The sequence below is a fragment of the Nonomuraea sp. NPDC026600 genome (assembly GCF_040638335.1).
Lineage (GTDB): Bacteria > Actinomycetota > Actinomycetes > Streptosporangiales > Streptosporangiaceae > Nonomuraea.
The window spans coordinates 23,692-41,808 of the sequence record NZ_JBEZYD010000042.1 but is presented as its reverse complement, the minus strand read 5'-3'; the positions used below and the strand labels follow the sequence as shown (position 1 = coordinate 41,808).

The window sequence follows — 18,117 nt, the reverse complement described above, 5'->3', positions numbered from 1 at the left end:
GCCTAACCGGAGAAATTTCCGGTTACAACGGTTATGCTCGCCCTGTGTGTGAGCGCCGCATGCTGCCGATCGTCGGGCAGCCTCAGCCCGAACGGGCCGACGCGGCGCGCAACAGGCAGAAGATCATCGAGGTGGCCGCCAGGATGATCGCCGACGGGTCCGTTGACCAGCTCTCCCTCGATGAGGTCGCCCGTGAGGCATGCGTGGGGGTCGGCACGGTCTACCGCCGATTCGGGGATCGGGCCGGGCTGGTGCTGGCGCTGATCGACGATCGGGAGCGGCGCTTCCAGGCGGCCTTCCTGAACGGCCCGCCGCCGGTCGGGCCGGGGGCGCCTCCCGCCGAGCGGATCAGGGCGTTCCTGCACGCGCTGGTCGATCGGGTGGTCGAGCAGCTCGACCTGTTCTTGCTGCTGGAGCTCGGGCCGCCGGCCGCCCGGCTCAGCGGGCCGTACAAGGTGCACCACACCCACTTGACCGCGCTGCTCGCCCAGGTGCGTCCAGAAGGCGCGGACTTCCTGGCGGACGCGCTGCTGGCGCCGATCAGCGCCCATCTGCTCCGCCACCAGCGGGACGAACGCGGCATGTCGGTCGAGGAGATCAAGGCCGGATTCGACGCCCTGACCCAGGCGATCAGGGCGTGAGGCCGGTTTCGTCGGAAGCCTTCTTGCGGGGTTTGCGGGGTTTGGTAGCGGCTGGTGTCGTGCCGTCTTCCGTACGGACGGTCAGGCGGTCGTCAGTGAACCGGATCGTCAGCACGGAGCCGGGGGCCACGTTCTTGGCCAGCCGGACGACCTCCCCGGACGGATCCTGGACGATGGCGTAGCCGCGTTCCAGCGTGGCGGCGGGTGACAGGGCGACGAGCCGGGCACGGAGATGTGACAGCGAGTCCTCCGCGCGGTCGAGCGAGCCCTTCAGCGAGCGCCTGGCCCGGTCTCGGAGCGCGTCGGCCTGCTCGGCCCGGCGTTCGAGCTCGCGCACCGGGTCGGCCAGCGAGGGCCGGGAGCGTACCGACGTCAGCCAGGACATCTCCCGGTCGAGCCAGCCGCCGACCACCCTGCGGCCTCTGTCGCGCAACTGGCGCACCAGCGTGAGCTGCTCGCCCACGTCGGGCACCACCTTCTTGGCGGCGTCGGTCGGCGTCGAGGCCCGCACGTCGGCCACCAGGTCGAGCAGCGGGCTGTCCTGCTCGTGGCCGATCGCGCTCACCACGGGCGTGCGGCAGGCGGCCACGGAGCGCACCAGCGTCTCGTCGGAGAACGGCAGCAGGTCCTCCAAGGAGCCGCCGCCACGGGCGATGACGATCACCTCGACCTCGGAGTCCGCGTCGAACTTACGCAGCGCCTCGGTGACCTCGCCCACGGCGTACGGGCCCTGGACGGCCACCTCCTCGACCTTGAAGCGCACAGCCGGCCAGCGGCGCCGGGAGTTCTCCAGCACGTCGCGCTCCGCCGCCGAGTCACGGCCGCAGATCAGCCCGACCGTGCCGGGCAGGAACGGCAGCCGCCGCTTCCGGTCGGCGTTGAACAGGCCCTCGGCGGCCAGCAACTGGCGCAGCCGTTCGAGCCGCGCGAGCAGCTCGCCCACGCCGATCGGCCTGATCTCCAGCGCGGTAAAGGCGAACGAACCCTTGTTGACCCAGAAGTCGGGCTTGACGTGCACCACGACCCTCGCGCCATCGGCCGGGCGCGGCACGGCCGCCTCGTAGACGCCGCGCGGGGCGGTGACCCGTGCCGACACGTTCGCCACCGGGTCGCGCAGCGTCATGAACACCGTGCCACCACGCGCGCTCAGGTCGGTGATCTGGCCCTCGACCCAGACCGTGCCCAGCTTGCCGATCCAGCCGCCCACCATCTGAAGGACGGTGCGGATCGGCAGCGGAGACTCGGGTGAGGTCTTCGAGGTCATGTCGGAAGACTACGGGTCCAGGGGGACTTATTCCCCGGCCTGCAGCTTGGCCAGGCGGTTCTCGTACATCCGGACGACCTCGGCCCGCGCGCTCGTGGCCTGCTCGTACGCGATGAGCTCGGTGATCTGCGCGGCCGACTTGCCGCGCATCCTGGCGCGCAGCGAGGCGACGGTCAGCTCGGAGTAGCCGGGCAGCGGCTCAGCCAGACCGTTGGCGGCCGTCGCCTCAGTGGCGGTTGCCTCAGTGGCCGGCGCGTCGGTGGCGGTCGCCTCAGTGGCGGTCGCCGGCTCCGTGGCGGGCTTGGCCTTGGCAGTGGCCCTCGGCTTGGCGGCGGTACGCGGCTTGGCGGCCCGCTTGGGCTTGACCTCGACGACCTCCGGCGCGACGACCGGCTCCGGCGCGGCCACCGGCTCGGCGGCGACGGCGGGCTCGACGGTGGCGACCTCAGGCTCGGGTGCGACGGCCGGTTCGGGCGCGACGATGGCAGCCTCGGGCTCGGCGGCGACGGCGGCCTCGACGGTGGCGACCTCAGGCTCAGGCGCGACGGCGGGCTCGACCACGGCGACCTCAGGCTCGGGCGCGACGGCGGGCTCGGGGATGACGATGGGCTCGGGGACGACGGCGGCCGCAGGCTCGGGGGCGACGGTCGGTTCAGGAGCGACGGCGGGCTCGACCGTGGCGGACGCGGGCTCGGGCGCGGCTGCGGGCTCAGGGGCGGCGGTCGGCTCGGGGGCGGTCACCGGTGCGGGCGCGGCGGCGGTTTCGGTGGCGGTGGCCTCGGGCTTCGGCTTGGCCGCCGGGCTGAAGATGACCGGGTCCGGCTTGGTCTTGGCGGTGCCGTTGGGCGCGGCGGCGTCCGACGGGGTGGGGCGCGGCGCGAAGATGACCGGTTCCTTGCGAGCGGGCTTCGCCGCCACCTCCTCGTCCACCGTCGCGGGCGCGGCAACCTGGTCGGCGGCGGACGGGCGGGAGTCGTAGTCCGCCTCCTTGGCCTCCTTGCCGGCAAGTCCCTTGATCGAGTTCTTCATCCGATCGACGAGCAGCAGCGCCTGACCAGCCGCGCTCAGAGTGGTCTGGATCACGAGGAGCGGAAGGTCCTTGGCCTTCTCCTTCAGCTCGTCTTTGTTGGTGATGGTCTTCGTGATGTTGCGTATCACGTCGCTGAAGGACATGACATCTCCCTGGGAGGTCTGTATTGGACGGCCAGTCTGGCAAACGGCGGGCAACCACGCACGCGCGGGCCTGTTGGCCGCTCCACGTAGCATAAGAAGTATGGAGCCCCAGACCCCCACTTCCCGCCGAGTGCTCGTAGCCAGGCCACGCGGCTACTGTGCCGGAGTCGATCGAGCCGTGGTGGCGGTCGAGAAAGCCCTGGAGCAATACGGAGCGCCTGTCTACGTGCGTAAGCAGATCGTGCACAACACGCATGTGGTCAAGACTCTGGAGGCCAGAGGCGCGATCTTCGTCGAGGAGACCGACGAGGTGCCTGAGGGCGAGATCGTGGTGTTCTCGGCCCACGGCGTCTCGCCCGCCGTGCACGACGAAGCCAAGCAGCGCGGGTTGCGCACGATCGACGCTACCTGCCCGCTGGTCACCAAGGTGCATAACGAGGCAAAGAGGTTCGCTGGCCAGGAATACGACATCCTGCTGATCGGCCACGAGGGGCACGAGGAGGTCGAAGGCACCGCCGGTGAGGCGCCCGACCACATCCAGCTCGTCGACGGCCTCGACTCCGTCGACCGGATCCAGGTGAAGGACCCGTCCAAGCTGGTCTGGCTGTCGCAGACCACGCTCTCCGTCGACGAGACCAACGAGACGGTGGCCAAGCTCAAGGAGCGCTTCCCCACGCTGATCGACCCGCCCAGCGACGACATCTGCTACGCGACCCAGAACCGCCAGGTCGCGGTGAAGGAGATCGCCGCCGAGTCGCAGCTGGTCATCGTGGTCGGGTCGGAGAACTCCTCCAACTCCAAGCGCCTGGTCGAGGTGGCCAAGGACTACGGCGCCGACGCGTCCTACCTGGTCGACAACGCCACCTTCATCCGCGACGAGTGGCTCGACGGCGTGACCACGGTCGGCGTGACCAGCGGCGCCTCGGTGCCGGAAGAGCTGGTCGCCGAGGTGCTCGCCCGGCTGGCCGCGCACGGGTTCGACGACGTCGCGGAGGTCGAGCCGGTCCACGAGAGCGTGCGCTTCGCGCTTCCCCACGAGCTCCGCAAGGACCTACGAGCTTCCTAACCGACCGCGCGGTCCTCGGGCGGTCGCGGTGCCTCGCGTGCCGTGCGGCATGGCCAGTCCTCGATAGGCGGCCCGCCGCGCGGCGTCGCCGATCCTCGGTAGGAAGCGCCGCACGGTGTGGCCGGTTCCCGGCAGGCGGCCCGCCGTGTGGCGTGGCCGGTCCTCGGCGGGCGGCCCGCCATGCGTTCTCGATCGTCAGTCCGCCGGGCGGCGTGGCCGGTCCTGGATGGTCAGCCCGCCGTGTGAGCCGGGTCAGTCCTCGGTGCGCGGTGTGCCGTACACCTTGGGCTCGAAGTAGCCCTCGGGCTCCGGTACGAACGACTGGCGCGGGCGCGGTGCCTCGGCACCCGCCCGCAGTTCCTCGCGCAGGTCGCGTACGTTGTCGCGCAGCCCGCGGCGCCAGGCGACGACGAGCACGATCGCCGAGCCCGCGAACAGCCAGGGCGCCCCTTGCGACAGCGAGCCGAACAGGCCGAGCAACAGCGACTGCGTGATCGACACCGAGCCGAGCGCCCGGCCCAGCTCGACGAAGAGCGTCGCCACGAAGAACACCAGCGGCGGCGTGACCACCAGCGACAGCAGCTCGCGCGGGTTGACCAGGAGCACGCCGAGCAGGCTCGCCACCACGAACACCGGCCCGACCACGATCGGCAGGTTGATCAGGGCGGCCATGACATAGGCCGCCAGCGTGGCGATCAGGGCGAGCGCGATGGCACCGCGAGCGGTCAGCCTGACGGCCGATCGCTTGCCTTTCTCACTCATGGCCCCCGCCCCCTTACTGCGACCCGTTGGCCAACTTACCGTTCGCGTGCGAGATCAGAGACGAGGTTTCCAGCAGTTCGGGCGAGGCCAGCGGCCTGGGCAGGCCCTCCAGCATCTCCGGAGAGTCGAGCTCGCGGTCGACGACGCCCAGATCGTGCAGCTTGCGCGCGCTGACGAGCACCCGGCTTTCGAGGGATCCCACAGTCTTGTTGTACGCCTCGACGGCCCGGGTCAGGGACTTGCCCAGGGACTCGACATTCCTTCCCAGCGACGAGAGCCGCTCGTACAGCTCCTTGCCCAGTTCGAACACCGCGCGCGCGTTCTCGCTCAGCGCCGCCTGCTGCCAGGCGTACTGGGCGGTGCGCAGCATCGTGATCAGCGTGGTCGGGGTGGCGATGTGCACGCGGCGCGTCATCGCGTACTCCAGCAGCGCCGGATCACGCTCCAGCGCGGGCGCCAGGAACGCCTCGCCGGGGATGAACAGCACCACGAACTCCGGCGACGGGTTGAACCCCTGCCAGTACGCCTTGGCGGCCAGCCGGTCGACGTGCTCGCGTACGTGCCTGGCGTGCGCGTCGAGCCGCACGGTCGCCAGCGTGTCGTCGGACGCCTCCGCGGCCTCCAGGTAGGCGGCCAGCGACACCTTGGAGTCGATCACGATGTTCTTGCCGCCGGCCAGCCGCACGATCATGTCGGGCCGCATGGCGCCCTCGGTGACCTGCTCGTCGAAGTCGCAATAGCGCTGCATCCCGGCGATCTCGGCGACCCTGCGCAGCTGCAGCTCGCCCCACCGGCCGCGGGCCTCGGGCCGTTGCAGCGCCCGGACCAGCGCCGTGGTCTGCGAACGCAGCTCCAGGTTGCTCTGCCGGACGAACTCCATCTGCTTGGCCAGCTCGGCACGGCCGGCACGCTGCCCCGACTCGGTGTCGCGCAGCTGTGCCTCGACCCGCGTGAGCGCGTCCTTCAGCGGCTCGACCAGATGCTCGACCGCCTGCCTGCGCTGGTCGAGGTCGCCGGTCGCCTCGGCGCGGCTGGCGGCCAGCCTGGTCTCGGCCAGCTCCAGGAAGCGGATGTTGTTGACGTCGAGTGCCCGGGTGGACAGGGCCTGGAAGCGCTCGGCGAGCTGCTCCTCGACGTAGACGAGCTTGTCGGCGGTCGATCTGGCCCTGGCTTCGGACTCCGCCACCCGCACCGCCGCCCGGGTGCGGGCGATCATGAACCCGATGGCCAACCCAACGGCCAGGCCGATGAGAAGCGAGACGACATCCACTCCATCGCTATCCACTCCATTGATGATTGCAGGACATCGGTTGTGGATCTCTCCGACACGCTTGGGCGTTCCGCTTGTGCGGCTCCCCGATCGTCACTCAGAGTACTTGTATGGTTACTGGATCGCGGCGCGCGCTGCCGCTCGTGGCGGCGATCGCCGTGACGGCCGGCGTGCTCGTGCTGGCGGCGGTCGTCGTCCGCGCCGGCTCCGCGAGCCCCGTCGCCGCCCCGGCCCCCGGGCCGGCGTTGCGGTGGGAGCCCGGCGCGTGCGTGCGCAGTTCCGCGGAGCGCTACGACCTGACGCCGTGCAACGGCGGCGACTCCGAGGTGGTCGCCGTGACCGCCGATCCGGCGGGTCCCGGCGCGTGCCCCGACGACGTGGACGACGTCCTGCGTATCGACGGAGGACGCGTGGCCTGCGTACGCAACTTCCTCGATCCGCACCCGGGCGCGCCGGGCGGGGGCGGGGGAGTGCTCAGGCCGGGCGACTGCGTCGCGCTCGACGGCCGTGAGCGGCCGTGTTCTGAGCCCGGCTGGTACGGCAGAGCCGTCGCGCTCGTCCGTACACCGTCGAACTGCCCCGCGACCACCCTCGACACGCTCGCCTTCGACCACGCGGCACCCGGCACGCTGACCGGAGACGCCGTGATCTGCCTCGGCGCCGGTGGCAAGGTGCTCGACAGGGGAATGTGCGTGGCCGAGCCGGGCCCCGGCGTGGTGACCAGGTCGGCGATCAACCGGGTCTCCTGCGCCTCGCAGAGGGCCTGGGCCCGGGTGACCGGCTTCGCCGGGTCCGCCAAAAGCTGCCCGGACGGCTCAGACCGCTACCTGGAGGCTCGGGGTGCCTATCGTCCCGTGACCTGTCTGCGTCTTGTGAGCAAGTAAACTCGGCCAACGTGAGCGAGCGTAGCGAGGGAACCATCAAACACAGCAGTCAAAGACTCATATGCCCGACGGAGTCGGGCATATGAGTCTCTCCATTGGCATCGTCGGTCTGCCCAACGTCGGCAAGTCCACGCTCTTCAACGCGTTGACCAAGACCGGCAACGCCCTAGCCGCGAACTATCCGTTCGCCACCATCGAGCCCAACGTGGGCATCGTGGGCGTGCCCGACGACCGCCTGCCCAAACTGGCCGAGATCTTCTCCTCGGCCAAGGTGCTGCCCGCCAAGGTGGAGTTCGTCGACATCGCGGGCCTGGTCAAGGGCGCCTCGGAGGGGCAGGGGCGGGGCAACCAGTTCCTCGCCAACATCCGCGACACCGACGCGATCTGCCAGGTGATCCGGGTCTTCACCGACCCCGACGTCACGCACGTCGACGGCGAGATCTCCCCCAAGCGCGACATCGAGACCATCAACACCGAGTTGATCATGGCCGACCTGCAGACGGTCGAGAAGGCCATCCCGCGCCTGCAGAAGGAGGCGCGCCACAACAAGGACAAGAAGGTCGCGCTGGAGGCCACCGAAGCCGCCCTGGCCGTGCTCGAGACGGGCAAGACCATCTTCGAGAGCGGACTCGACCGCGACGAGCTGCGTGAGCTCCACCTGCTGACGGCCAAGCCGTTCCTCTACGTGTTCAACCTCGACGCCGACGAGCTGATCGACTCCGCGCTCCGCGAGCAGCTCTCCACCCTCGTCGCCCCGGCCGAGGCGGTCTTCCTCGACGCCAAGATCGAGTCGGAGCTGGTGGAGCTCGACGACGAGGAGGCGCTGGAGCTGCTGCAGTCGGTGGGCCAGGAGGAGTCCGGCCTGTCGCAGCTGGCCAGGGTGGGCTTCGAGACGCTCGGCCTGCAGACCTACCTGACGGCCGGGCCCAAGGAGACCAGGGCCTGGACGATCCGCAAGGGCGCCACCGCTCCCGAGGCCGCCGGCGTGATCCACACCGACTTCCAGCGTGGCTTCATCAAGGCCGAGGTCGTGTCGTTCGACGACCTGGTCGAGGCGGGCTCCATCGCCAGCGCCCGCTCGGTGGGCAAGGCCCGCATCGAGGGCAAGGACTACGTCATGCGCGACGGCGACGTGGTGGAGTTCCGCTTTAACGTCTGATTCCCGGATAGGTGAGACGTCAACCACTTTGGGCCCCTACGCGTCGAATCGTCACAGCGTTTACGCTGACTCGGGAGGGCCCTCATGATCCGTCGCATCATCCGGAAACGACGTCCAGCACCTTCACTCGCGGGTATCAGCCTCGAAGAGGAGCTCGCCCTGTTGCGGGTCGAGCTCATGTACGGCCTGCGCGTCAATCGCGAGGCGTACTTGCGCAGGAAAGTGGACGAGCGCGAAGAGCTCGCCACACGGATGCGTGACCAGGACGCCGCCACCATGCTCGAAGACCTCCGCGGCTCGCTGGAGCGGTCGGTGCGGCCCACGGTGGTCGATCTGCGGAGCAGGAGACGGCACGACCCGGGACAGGACCCAGAGTCTGCCTGAGGGCGCGCCACGCAGCAGGCCGCAGGCCCCTGACGGGGTGTGCGGCCGTTCGCGTGCTATACCAATTCCGCAGGTCAAAGAGAGTCCATGGCTGCTTTGGACAGGAATCCATGGCCGCCGGGCTATGCCAATACCGGCCTCTGGCCTGGTCAAATGCCCATTTGGCGGGGCAAATTGCAAGGGTTGGCGCTCCAGCGTGTCATGCGCACCTGGTTTGCCCATGGACGGCGATGCCTGCAGCATGGGCGTGGCTTTCCTGGAACAATGGCGGAGGCAGGTAGTGTGACTGCTTTACCGCAGATGATGGGGATCGGCAACGGACGACACCGCGCCAGCCCGGGGGATCGGCGCGAGCGGAGGCGTGATGGCTCGTAGGTCAACCGTCCAGCAGGGTCCTCGGATCCCTGGCGACCCCGAGCTTTCGGCACCCCACGATATAGCCGACTTCGACGTGTCGCCTGCCCGCAGGCCGCGCCGTGGCGGTTGGTCGGGCGCCGGCGGGCGATGGTTGGTGTGGACCGGTCGCATCATTCTCTGGGCGGTTATCGCGGTTATCGTGGTCAATGGGGTCCGTGCCCCATTTGAGAGGTTTACTCAGGGGAGCGCGGCGACTCCGAATGAGGCGCCCGTGGCCAATCACGGATTCCCGGTCGATCGTGGCATGGCGTTCGCCGCCCAGTTCGCCGGCGTTTATCTGAATTTCAGTCCGGCCGACGCGCAGAGCAGGGCGGGCAAGCTGGCCGCGTTCCTGGCCGACGGCATGGATCAGCAGATGGGCTGGGACGGCAACGGCAAGCTGGCCGCCGTCGCGATCCAGCCGTACGACATCGAGGCCACCGACGCCAATGACGCGATCGTCACCGTGGCCTTCCAGACGGGCTCCCGCCGGATGATGCTGTCGGTCCCGATCTACTACGCGGCTGACGGCGCCGGCAAGTTCGTCGTCTCCGGCCGGCCCGCGATACTGCCCGCGCCAGGCCGGGCCGATCTGCCCCAGCTCGCCAAGCCCGAGAACGACGACGCCGTCGCCGCGGAGCTCAAACCGCAGATGGAAGACTTCTTCAAGAACTACGGCTCGGGCGACACGACGGGCTTGCAGCGCTATGTCGCCGCGGGCAAGAGCATCGCGAGTTTCGGCGGGGCCTTCACCTTCGCCGAGCTCAAGGAGATCGTGGTGCCTGTGGGGGGCGCCACCCGAGAGATCCAGGTGGTCGTGGTGTGGACCGTGCCCAGCGGCGCGGCCCCGTCAGCCGACCCGAACAGCACCGACCCCAACGCGGCCGGTGCCCGCCTGGAGCAGGCATACCGCCTCACCGTCGAGAAGCAGGGCGACAAATGGTACGTCGATGACATCCGCGGCGCCGGTCGGGCCGTTGGGTAGACGCACTCACGCACTGCTGATCGGTAACCCCGGGAGGACAAAGAAGTGATCTTGAAAACGATACTGCTCACCATGATGGAAACGGCGCCGACGCCCACTCCCACCGGGATCGACTCCGCGGGGCTCGCCGACTTCCTGCGGGCCTTCTTCGCCCCACTCTTCCTCGTCGTCGTCTCCGTGGTCGCCCTCTTTTTCCTCTTCACACGGGAGATCACGAGGTTCGTCCAGTTCCTCATCCTGGCCATCGCCATCGGCGTGATCTTCTACGTTCCCAACATCATTGAGGTGACGGCGAAGGCGATCGCGGGAGCACTGGGCATCAAGTAAAGGGTTGAGACCGCTCAGGGGCGGTCATTGTACGAGCGGGTGGAGAGGAGGACCGCGTGGACCTGCCCACGTATACCAACATTTGGCGAATCGAGAAGCGGCTCTACAAGCTGTACGACCTACGGCTGCCGATGCCGCTCCCCATCGTGTGGATCGGCGTGTTCGTCGGCGTCCTGGCTCCATGGTCCCTGCTTCTCATGCTCGTGGGCATCCAATTTCACGCACCATGGCACGTGCTTTACCTGGTGCCGCCGGGCATCGTCACCTGGCTGTCCACCCGGCCGGTGATCGAGAACAAGCGCCTGACCGAGCTCCTTCAGTCGCAGCTGCGTTATGTGGGCGAGCCGCGGGCCTGGTGCCGGATGGCGCCGACGGCCGAGTCCGAGGTGATCACTTTCGCGGGCCGCGTCTGGCGGGTCACGCCCAAGCGGGCCAAGGCGCCACGCAAGGCGCGCCAGCCCCAGCGCAAGCGCCGCGCCGAGCTCGCCATCGCCGCCGAGTCCGTCGCCGGGACCAAGCTGTCCGTCACCGAGGCCAAGCTTTCTGTCGCCGGGACCAAGCCGGCTGTCGGTGCCGAGCCGGTGACCGGGCCGCGCCAGGTCCGCCCCGCGGTCGCGGCCGCCGCCGCGGCGGCGGCGCAGGCTCCGGTCACGGAGTCCAGGCCCGCCCGTCTCGGCTGGGGCTCGGCCCCGCGCCGCGGCACCGCCCCCGCCCTGGGCGCCGACCTGGCTGCCCAGCCCGCGGCAGGGCAGACCGAACCGGGCCGCCAGTCTGAGACCCCGGACCGGACACTCGCGATGGGCTCCCGGTCGACGTCGGGGATGGGGTCGCGGGGAGGTACACGGTCGGAGGAGACGCCTCTGGTCGCCGCAGAGCTGGACGAGGTCTCTCGGGCGGACGAGCGGCGCCGGGGTGCCACGGGGCGGGGTGAAGTGCCGCGGACCGGGGCGCAGGGCGACGAGCCGTCCTCGGTCGTGCGCGGGAAGGGCGCGGCTCGGGAGGGCGTCGTCTCTGACGTCGCCCGTATGGTCGGGTTCGTCCCGGGCGCTGACGAGGCGCAGGCCGTCCAGGAGGCGCACGGCGTACGGGAGACGCACGGCGTACGGGAGACGCACGGCGTACGGGAAACGCGGGAAGTACGAGAGACACCGGTCGAGTCGCAGTCGCCGGAAGGGGCTGCGGAGGGCCGTAACGCGTCGCGTGAGGAGCGGCCCGCCGCGGCCGGGAAGCCGATCGACACGGAGGCACTACGGCGGCTCCGCAAGCTCGCCGCGAGCGCCGACACCCCGTCGTCCAGCGAGTCGGCGCGCGCCGAAGTAGCGCGCGCTGAGGCGACCCACGTGGAGGCGACCCGCGCAGAGGCGACTCGCCCGGACACAGTGCGCCCGGAGGTGGCGCGCACTGAGGTGCTGGGTGACGGAGCGGGGTCTCGGGATGTCGCGGCTGGTGGAGCTGCCGAGGAAGGGCGGCGAGCGGAGGCGGGCGGGTCCTCGGGTGCGGGACGGGGTGAGGGATCGCGGCAGGACGAGGGGGAGGGCCCCGAAGAGGTTCGCGCGGTTGGGGCGGATGAGGTGGCGCGTGATCAGCACCGGAAGGGGCAGCCGCCCAGGCAGGGCCCGTCGCTGGTGCTGCCGGACGCGCAACGGCTCTGGCCGGTCAGTCCTGACGGCAAGCCGGTGCGGTTCATCCGGCCGGTGACGGGCGACGACGAGGGCCAGGAGACCGAGACGGCTCCAGCCGGGCGCGACGAGCCCACGACCACCGCGTCCGTCCACGAAATCGGCCTCGCCAGGAGCGAGCGAGCTCGCCAAGACGTCGGCCCCGCGAAGAGTGGGCGAGCCGAGCCGGGCGTGAGCGAGCCTGGTAGCGCGGCAGCGTCCGGGGCTGAGCCATCGGGAAGCAGGACGGTCGAGAGCGAGACGTTCGAGACCGGGCCGGTTGAGAGCGGGCCGGTTGAGAGGGAGTCCGTCGTGCGGGCGCCCGCGGCCAGGCAGATCGCCCCGGGGCCCAAGCCCGGCGAAAGGGTGCGGCGGGTCGAGTCCGTGGTGGGCCGCGACTCCGGTGGCTGGCGGCGGATCGCGCAGGTGGTCGTCGGTGGCGGCAATGTGCGGACCGACGGGTCGGAGATCGACGAGGCCAGGGCGCGGGCGGTGTTCAGCGGCAGTCGCCGGGTCGTGGTGCTCGGCTGCACCGGCGGCGCCGGGCAGAGCACGACCGCGCTGATGCTGGGCCACACGTTCGCCAAGTACCGCGACGACCGGGTCGTGGCCATCGACGCCAACACCGGCGGCAACACCCTGACCAGCAAGATCGAACCGGAGACCCCCGAGACGCTGGCCTCGCTGCTGTCCGGGCTCGACCGAGTCAGCGGCTACCTGACCATGCGGGGCTACACCACCCGCACCGTGTCGGGGCTGGAGGTGATCGGCGCCGACACCGACGCGGGCGCCGAGCAGCGGTTGTCCGACCGGACGCTGTTCTCCGACCATCGGCTGGGCCAGGTCATGCACCTGCTCGACCGGCACTACAAGCTGGCCGTCATGGATCCGGCCGCCGCGCTCGCGGCCCGCGTACTCCCGTACGCCGACCAGCTGGTCCTGGTGGTCCCCGCGAGTGAGGAGGCGGCGGAGGCGGTGGCGATGACGTACGAGTGGCTCGACGGGCACGGCTGCGCGGACCTGCGCAGGCGGGCGGTCATGGTGGTCAACGGCGTGAGCAGGCGTTCGATGGCCGATGTCGAGCAGGCGGAATCGGTGGCCAGGGGCAGGTGCCGGGCCATCGTCAGGGTCCCCTGGGAAGACGACCTGGCGCCGGGTGGCGACGGGGTCGTCGATCCCGGGCAGTTGCGCGCGGCCGGGCGGCGGGCCTATCTCGCCCTCGCCGGAGTCGTGGTCGCGGGCTTTGCGGCAAAGACGGTCCGTCCGAGCGAAGAGGAGTTGGCGAGTGACCCCCCGGGCACGAGAATCGGTGAGCGATAAGTGAACGTGCGAGCAGGTCTGACTTGTTCATGCGCCGAGGGGGCGGCATGAGCAGGGGGTCCCGAGCGCATCAGCGCCTGGCGGTCCGCTATTTCGACGACCGCATCCTGCTCACCAACACCTCCGCATGGGCGTATTTCCGCCTTCCGACGGTCAGCTATGAGTTCGTCACGCCCGAAGAGCGTGAGGCGCTGGCCACCAACATCACGATCGCGCTGGCCACGATCAGGATGCCCGACGCCGAGGTCCACCTGAGGGTCGCGCACCGCACCTATCCCGCGGCCGAATGGGCGATGGCGCTCAACGCCACCTCCGACGAGGGGCCGGGCTGGCGCGACTACCTGGAGGAGATGTACCGGCACGTCTGGGCCAAGGACTTCTGGTCCAAGGAGGTCTATATCGGCGTCCGCCTCGGCCCCCGGGGCAAGCAGATGGGCGACGGCGCGCTGTCGCAGCTCTTCGGCTTCTACCAGCGTACGGAGAAGGCGCTCGGGCTCGAGGACGACCATGTGCCGGACAGCGAGATCGGCAGATGGACCGAACAGGCCGAGCGGCTGGGCCGGGCACTGGCGTCCAGTGCCCTCTACGCCAGGCACGCCACCTCTGTGGAGGTGGCGTGGTTGTTCCAGCACTCGGCCGCGGGGGCGCTCGGTGACCCGCCGCCGTCGGCGAGCCCGAAGCGGCGCTGGGGCAAGGGCGAGATCGAGTCGCTGGTCGAGGGTGAGATCCACAACGGCAGGTCGCTGCTGCGCATCGTGCAGCCGCAGGGCGACTCCTATGTCGCGCAACTGTCGTTCGCCCGCTTCCCGGACATCATGCCGTTCCCGGACGGCGAGCCGTGGTTGCACTTCGCCGACCAGTTGCCCTTCCCCGTCGAGGTCTCGTCGCGGATGCGGCTCATCCCGCCGGTCAAGGCGTCGAAGGACGTCGCGCGCAAGCTCGCGCACGCGCGCGACATGGACATCCACATCCGCGAGGCCGGCGCGGAGGCGCCGCTCGCGCTGGCCGAGCAGATCGACGCGGCCCGCATGCTGGAGCACGGCATCACGAAGGAACGACTGCCCTTCGTGTACGGCTGGCACCGGCTGATCGTCTCGGCCCCGACCGAGGAGATGTGCGTCCAGCGGGTCGAAGCGGTCGTCGAGCACTACCGTGACATGGGCATCGACGTGGTCAACTCGACCGGCGACCAGTTCTCGCTGTTCTGCGAGGCGCTGCCGGGGGAGAAGGTCAGGGTCAACGCCTACGCCCAGCGGCAGCCGCTGCGGACGATCGCCGGCGGCATGGCCACCGCGACCGTGGACCTGGGCGACCGGCTGGGCGACGGCAGCGAAGGCTGGCTCGGGCCGTACATCGGCGAGACCGTCGGCAGGGCCCGCAGCATCGTGCACTTCGACCCGCTCCTCGCGGCCACCCGCAACCGGCCGACGGCCATCGCGATCACCGGCGAGCCCGGCGGCGGCAAGACCACGCTCGCGCTGCTGATGATCTACCAGATGTCGTTGCGCGGCGTCACCGTCGCCGTGATCGACCCCAAGGGCGACGCCGAGTCGCTGGTCCAGTTGCTGCAGAAGCGCGACCGTAAGGCTCGCGTCATCCCGCTCGGCTCGGCCGCGCCCGGCCTGCTCGACCCTTTCTCGTTCGGCGACGACATCGCGGCCAAGAAGACCATGGCCACGGAGACGCTGCGGCTGCTGCTGCCCCGGATGTCGGAGGAACGCGAGTCGGCGATGATCCAGGCCGTCGCGGCCGTGTCCAACGGGGTGGATCCGTCGCTCGGCAAGGTGGTGGAGTTCCTGGAGCAGTCCGAGGACGCCGCCTCCAAGAACCTGGGCGCCGTACTCCGTTCCATGTCGGAGATGCGGCTGGCCAAGCTCTGCTTCGACCCCTCAGGTGGCGACCAGGTCGACACCGAGGGCTGGACGACCGTCTTCACGCTCGGCGGCCTGACGCTGCCCGACGTGGCGACGGGCCGTGATGACTACTCCTATGAGCAGCGGCTGTCGGTCGCGCTGCTCTACCTGGTCTCCCAGTTCGCCCGGCGGCTGATGAACAGCCTGGACCGCCGTGCGCCGAAGGCGATCTTCCTGGACGAGGCGTGGGCGATCACGTCCACGCCGGAGGGCGCGAAGCTGGTGCCGGAGGTCAGCCGCATGGGTCGTTCTCGCAACACCGCGCTGGTGCTCGTCTCTCAGAACGCCGGCGACCTGCTGAACGAGCAGGTCACCAACTGCCTGTCCTCGGTCTTCGCGTTCAGGTCCACCGAGCGGGTGGAGGTCGATCACGTCATGTCACTGCTCGGTGTGGAGGCGTCGGAAGAGCACAAGGCCGTACTGAGATCGCTCGGCAACGGCGAATGCATTTTCCGCGATCTGGATGGCAGGGCGGGGCGCATCGGAGTAGACCTGATCTCCGATGACCTGCTTCGTTGGCTCGATACCAATCCGACACACGACAAACCCAGCGACAACGGGCATCATGATCGTCAAGGGGGAGTGGGCGGCAGAGCGCAGGAGGTGCGGTCATGAAGTTCCGGCTACCCAGACGTTTCGCGCTCGCTTTGGCCCTGCTCGTGAGCATCCTCGTGGTGCCGATCGTGGTGGGCGCGCTCTCACCCGCCACCGCCGCGGCTCCCTGTGACCTGTCCGGCGCGCTCGCTCCCGAGGTGATCGGCAGCGGCTCCGACGGCATGATGATGCCGCCCGTGCCCGAGGGCGGCCCGACCGCGCCGACCACCAACTACGCCCAGTTCGGCATGAGCGGCCAGTTCTGGCACACCTACGACCTGGGCTGCTCCGACTTCGCCGCGGTGCTCGGCAACACCTGGGCCAACACGATCTTCCTGTGGGCCAAGGCGATCGACCGGGTGACCATCACCACCTACCAGGCCGCCGCCACGGAGGGACCGCTCCAGTCCATCAAGGACGTGGTCGACGACATCGTGGTGAACCTGTCGAACGCCATGTACTGGCCGTTGCTCCGGCCCCTGGTCATCATCGGCGCCATCTGGCTGGCCTGGTACGGGCTGATCCGCAAGCGGGCCACCACCACCGCCGAAGGCGTGATCTGGATGGTGCTCGCGGTCACGGTCGCGACGTGGTTCTTCAGCAGGCCCGGCGACTTCACCGGCCTCGGCAAGATCGTCACGGACAAGACCGGCGAGGTGGTCAACTCCGCCTTCTCCGGCCTGCCCGGCGCGGGCGGCGCCTCCTGCCTGCCCGGCCCCGGCCAGACGAACCCGCAGGTCAAGGCGGGCGGCTACGGCCAGACCGGCACGCCCGGGGTCGACCAGAACGCCGAGGCGCTGTGGTCCACGCTGGTCTGCAAGCCGTGGCTGATGGGCCTGTTCGGCACGGCCGACCCCAACCAGCCGATCGTGCGCGACTTCGGCCGGACGATGCTGGAGACCCAGTCGATCCCGGCCGCGACGGTCAATCAACCAGCTCCAGACGTCGGCGCTCACCAGGCAAAATACGCTGAGATCGCGGAGAAACTCAAGAACGACTCGCGCTACATGATCTTCTCTGGCCGAGATTGGACCAGCAGGCTCGGTGTGGCCATCGGCGCGCTGATCGCCGCTCTGGTCGCCGGGGTGCTCATCTTCCTGGTCGCGGTCTCGCTGCTGGTGCTGAAGGTCGGCTTCCTGCTGCTGCTCATACTCGGGCCGGTGTTCCTGCTGATCGGCGTGCATCCGGGCAGCGGGCGGATCATCGCCATGCGGTGGGTGGAGATGCTGATCGGCACGCTGCTCCGGCAGGCCGTGCTCGCGCTCGTGCTCGGCGTGCTGGTGTACGGCTACGCGCTGATCATCTCGACCGCCATGCCGTGGGGGTTGCAGATCCTGTTCATGGCGTTGCTGACGATCGCGGTGTTCTTCTACCGGCGGCCGTTCCAGCACCTGTTCGCCTCGATGAACGGGCACACGCTGACCACGCGGATGCTCGGCGACGCCGCGAGCTCGTCCGTACTGGAGCGGTCGTCCTCGGCGCTGCCGCCGGTGGCGGCGGCCAGGATCGGCCGCTGGGGCGCGCGCAAGGCCGAGCCGCTCATCCAGGCGGCCGCGATGGGCGCTTCGGCGGGCACCGCGGCGGCCGCGTCCACGGTCGCCCAGGGCCGGGCCCGCGGGCAGGAGGGCGCGGAGGGCACGGCGGCATCCGGCACCCGGGTGCCCGCCACGGCCGCGCCGCTGAACACCGACCAGCAGGGCGGGAAGGCCGCGGGCCGGCAGGTGCCGGCGCCGCGTGCCGGGGCCGCACCACCGCTCAACCTGAGCGGCACGCCGACCCGCACCCGTGGCACTCCGGCGGCCGGTGGGGCACGGGCGTCGGGCAGCCCGTCGGGCGGCTCGTCAGGTGGTTCCGCTGCCGCCGGGAGCGGCGCGGGCGGTGGAGGCGGCTGGTTCGGCGGGCGTTCCGGGGGCGGCTGGGCTTCACGCGGTGGCTCGGGCGGCTCCGGTGGCACCAGGTCGGGCGGCACCCGGTTCGGCGGATCAGGCGGGTCGGGCGGGTCTCGATCGGGCGGTTCCGGGTCGGGTGGGTCCTGGCTGGGCGGCTCAGGTCGTTCCGGGGGCTCGGGTGGTTCGGGCGGCTCCGGCGGTTCGGGCGGGGCCCGGCCGGCGAGTCGTGGTTCGTCGGGTGGCGGGATGTTCGGCGGTGGCGGTGGCGGTGGCGGTGGTTCGGGTTCGCGTCGCCCGGCCGACGAGCCGTCGAGCCGCTCCTCCGAGGCGCCGCCGCTCTGGCTGCCGAGCAGCCGCCGCGGCAGCGGCTCCGGTGGTGACGAGCCGTCCGTGCCGTTCTGGCTCAAGCCCAGCAGCCCGGACAGGGATTGA

14 protein-coding genes are annotated in these 18,117 nt (G+C 70.1%); 10 read left to right on the top strand and 4 right to left on the bottom strand.

Annotated elements, in window-relative coordinates:
• The first annotated feature begins 44 nt into the window (after nucleotides 1-44).
• A complete protein-coding gene (locus AB0F17_RS54530) occupies nucleotides 45-641 on the top strand; it encodes a helix-turn-helix domain-containing protein (RefSeq protein ID WP_358041392.1) in 597 nt (198 codons plus the stop codon).
• Here the strand turns inward: AB0F17_RS54530 and xseA are convergent.
• Nucleotides 631-1,905: an exodeoxyribonuclease VII large subunit gene (gene xseA / locus AB0F17_RS54525; RefSeq protein ID WP_358041389.1), complete on the bottom strand. Its 1,275-nt coding sequence runs from the start codon at nucleotides 1,903-1,905 to the stop codon at nucleotides 631-633. The genes AB0F17_RS54530 and xseA overlap by 11 nt on opposite strands.
• Before the next feature lie 27 nt (nucleotides 1,906-1,932).
• Nucleotides 1,933-3,078, bottom strand: coding sequence for a hypothetical protein (locus AB0F17_RS54520; protein ID WP_358041386.1), 1,146 nt, complete (start codon nucleotides 3,076-3,078; stop codon nucleotides 1,933-1,935).
• A 100-nt stretch (nucleotides 3,079-3,178) separates the two neighbouring features.
• On the opposite strand from AB0F17_RS54520, the gene AB0F17_RS54515 reads away from it, so the two are divergent.
• Complete coding sequence (locus AB0F17_RS54515) at nucleotides 3,179-4,144, top strand: 4-hydroxy-3-methylbut-2-enyl diphosphate reductase (protein ID WP_358041383.1); 966 nt, start codon at nucleotides 3,179-3,181, stop codon at nucleotides 4,142-4,144.
• Nucleotides 4,145-4,396: 252 nt separating this feature from the next.
• On the opposite strand, the gene AB0F17_RS54510 is transcribed toward AB0F17_RS54515, so the two are convergent.
• Nucleotides 4,397-4,906: a DUF6542 domain-containing protein gene (locus AB0F17_RS54510; RefSeq protein ID WP_358041380.1), complete on the bottom strand. Its 510-nt coding sequence runs from the start codon at nucleotides 4,904-4,906 to the stop codon at nucleotides 4,397-4,399.
• Between the two features lie 13 nt (nucleotides 4,907-4,919).
• On the bottom strand, nucleotides 4,920-6,122 hold the full coding sequence (locus tag AB0F17_RS54505; RefSeq protein WP_358041603.1) for a DNA recombination protein RmuC: 1,203 nt from the start codon (nucleotides 6,120-6,122) through the stop codon (nucleotides 4,920-4,922).
• Nucleotides 6,123-6,286: 164 nt separating this feature from the next.
• On the opposite strand from AB0F17_RS54505, the gene AB0F17_RS54500 reads away from it, so the two are divergent.
• The 8 genes from AB0F17_RS54500 (at nucleotide 6,287) to AB0F17_RS54465 (ending at nucleotide 18,117) form a co-directional block, all read left to right on the top strand.
• The gene (locus AB0F17_RS54500) at nucleotides 6,287-7,060 is read left to right on the top strand and encodes a hypothetical protein (protein WP_358041377.1); all 774 of its coding nucleotides are present in this window, start codon (nucleotides 6,287-6,289) and stop codon (nucleotides 7,058-7,060) included.
• A gap of 82 nt (nucleotides 7,061-7,142) precedes the next feature.
• Complete coding sequence (ychF, locus tag AB0F17_RS54495) at nucleotides 7,143-8,219, top strand: redox-regulated ATPase YchF (protein ID WP_214639699.1); 1,077 nt, start codon at nucleotides 7,143-7,145, stop codon at nucleotides 8,217-8,219.
• 84 nt (nucleotides 8,220-8,303) lie between these two features.
• The gene (locus AB0F17_RS54490) at nucleotides 8,304-8,603 is read left to right on the top strand and encodes a hypothetical protein (protein ID WP_358041374.1); all 300 of its coding nucleotides are present in this window, start codon (nucleotides 8,304-8,306) and stop codon (nucleotides 8,601-8,603) included.
• A gap of 628 nt (nucleotides 8,604-9,231) precedes the next feature.
• Nucleotides 9,232-9,984 (top strand): conjugal transfer protein, encoded by a 753-nt coding sequence (locus tag AB0F17_RS54485; protein WP_358041371.1) that lies wholly within the window; start codon nucleotides 9,232-9,234, stop codon nucleotides 9,982-9,984.
• A gap of 72 nt (nucleotides 9,985-10,056) precedes the next feature.
• A complete protein-coding gene (locus tag AB0F17_RS54480) occupies nucleotides 10,057-10,311 on the top strand; it encodes a hypothetical protein (protein ID WP_358041600.1) in 255 nt (84 codons plus the stop codon).
• A 56-nt stretch (nucleotides 10,312-10,367) separates the two neighbouring features.
• Entirely contained in the window at nucleotides 10,368-13,289 is a 2,922-nt protein-coding gene (locus AB0F17_RS54475) for a TcpE family conjugal transfer membrane protein (RefSeq protein ID WP_358041368.1), read from the top strand.
• Nucleotides 13,290-13,336: 47 nt separating this feature from the next.
• Nucleotides 13,337-15,817: an ATP-binding protein gene (locus AB0F17_RS54470; protein ID WP_358041365.1), complete on the top strand. Its 2,481-nt coding sequence runs from the start codon at nucleotides 13,337-13,339 to the stop codon at nucleotides 15,815-15,817.
• A complete protein-coding gene (locus AB0F17_RS54465; RefSeq protein ID WP_358041362.1) occupies nucleotides 15,814-18,117 on the top strand; it encodes a type IV secretion system protein in 2,304 nt (767 codons plus the stop codon). The genes AB0F17_RS54470 and AB0F17_RS54465 overlap by 4 nt, the downstream gene beginning before the upstream one ends.

Excerpts from the sequence above, each read along its gene's own strand:
- AB0F17_RS54470 (WP_358041365.1), top strand. The coding sequence starts at position 13,337 with ATGAGCAGGGGGTCCCGAGCGCATCAGCGCCTGGCGGTCCGCTATTTC.
- AB0F17_RS54515 (WP_358041383.1), top strand. The coding sequence starts at position 3,179 with ATGGAGCCCCAGACCCCCACTTCCCGCCGAGTGCTCGTAGCCAGGCCA.
- AB0F17_RS54500 (WP_358041377.1), top strand. The coding sequence starts at position 6,287 with ATGGTTACTGGATCGCGGCGCGCGCTGCCGCTCGTGGCGGCGATCGCC.
- AB0F17_RS54465 (WP_358041362.1), top strand. The coding sequence starts at position 15,814 with ATGAAGTTCCGGCTACCCAGACGTTTCGCGCTCGCTTTGGCCCTGCTC.
- AB0F17_RS54520 (WP_358041386.1), bottom strand. The coding sequence starts at position 3,078 with ATGTCCTTCAGCGACGTGATACGCAACATCACGAAGACCATCACCAAC.
- AB0F17_RS54510 (WP_358041380.1), bottom strand. The coding sequence starts at position 4,906 with ATGAGTGAGAAAGGCAAGCGATCGGCCGTCAGGCTGACCGCTCGCGGT.
- AB0F17_RS54490 (WP_358041374.1), top strand. The coding sequence starts at position 8,304 with ATGATCCGTCGCATCATCCGGAAACGACGTCCAGCACCTTCACTCGCG.
- AB0F17_RS54505 (WP_358041603.1), bottom strand. The coding sequence starts at position 6,122 with ATGATCGCCCGCACCCGGGCGGCGGTGCGGGTGGCGGAGTCCGAAGCC.
- ychF (WP_214639699.1), top strand. The coding sequence starts at position 7,143 with ATGAGTCTCTCCATTGGCATCGTCGGTCTGCCCAACGTCGGCAAGTCC.
- xseA (WP_358041389.1), bottom strand. The coding sequence starts at position 1,905 with ATGACCTCGAAGACCTCACCCGAGTCTCCGCTGCCGATCCGCACCGTC.
- AB0F17_RS54480 (WP_358041600.1), top strand. The coding sequence starts at position 10,057 with ATGATGGAAACGGCGCCGACGCCCACTCCCACCGGGATCGACTCCGCG.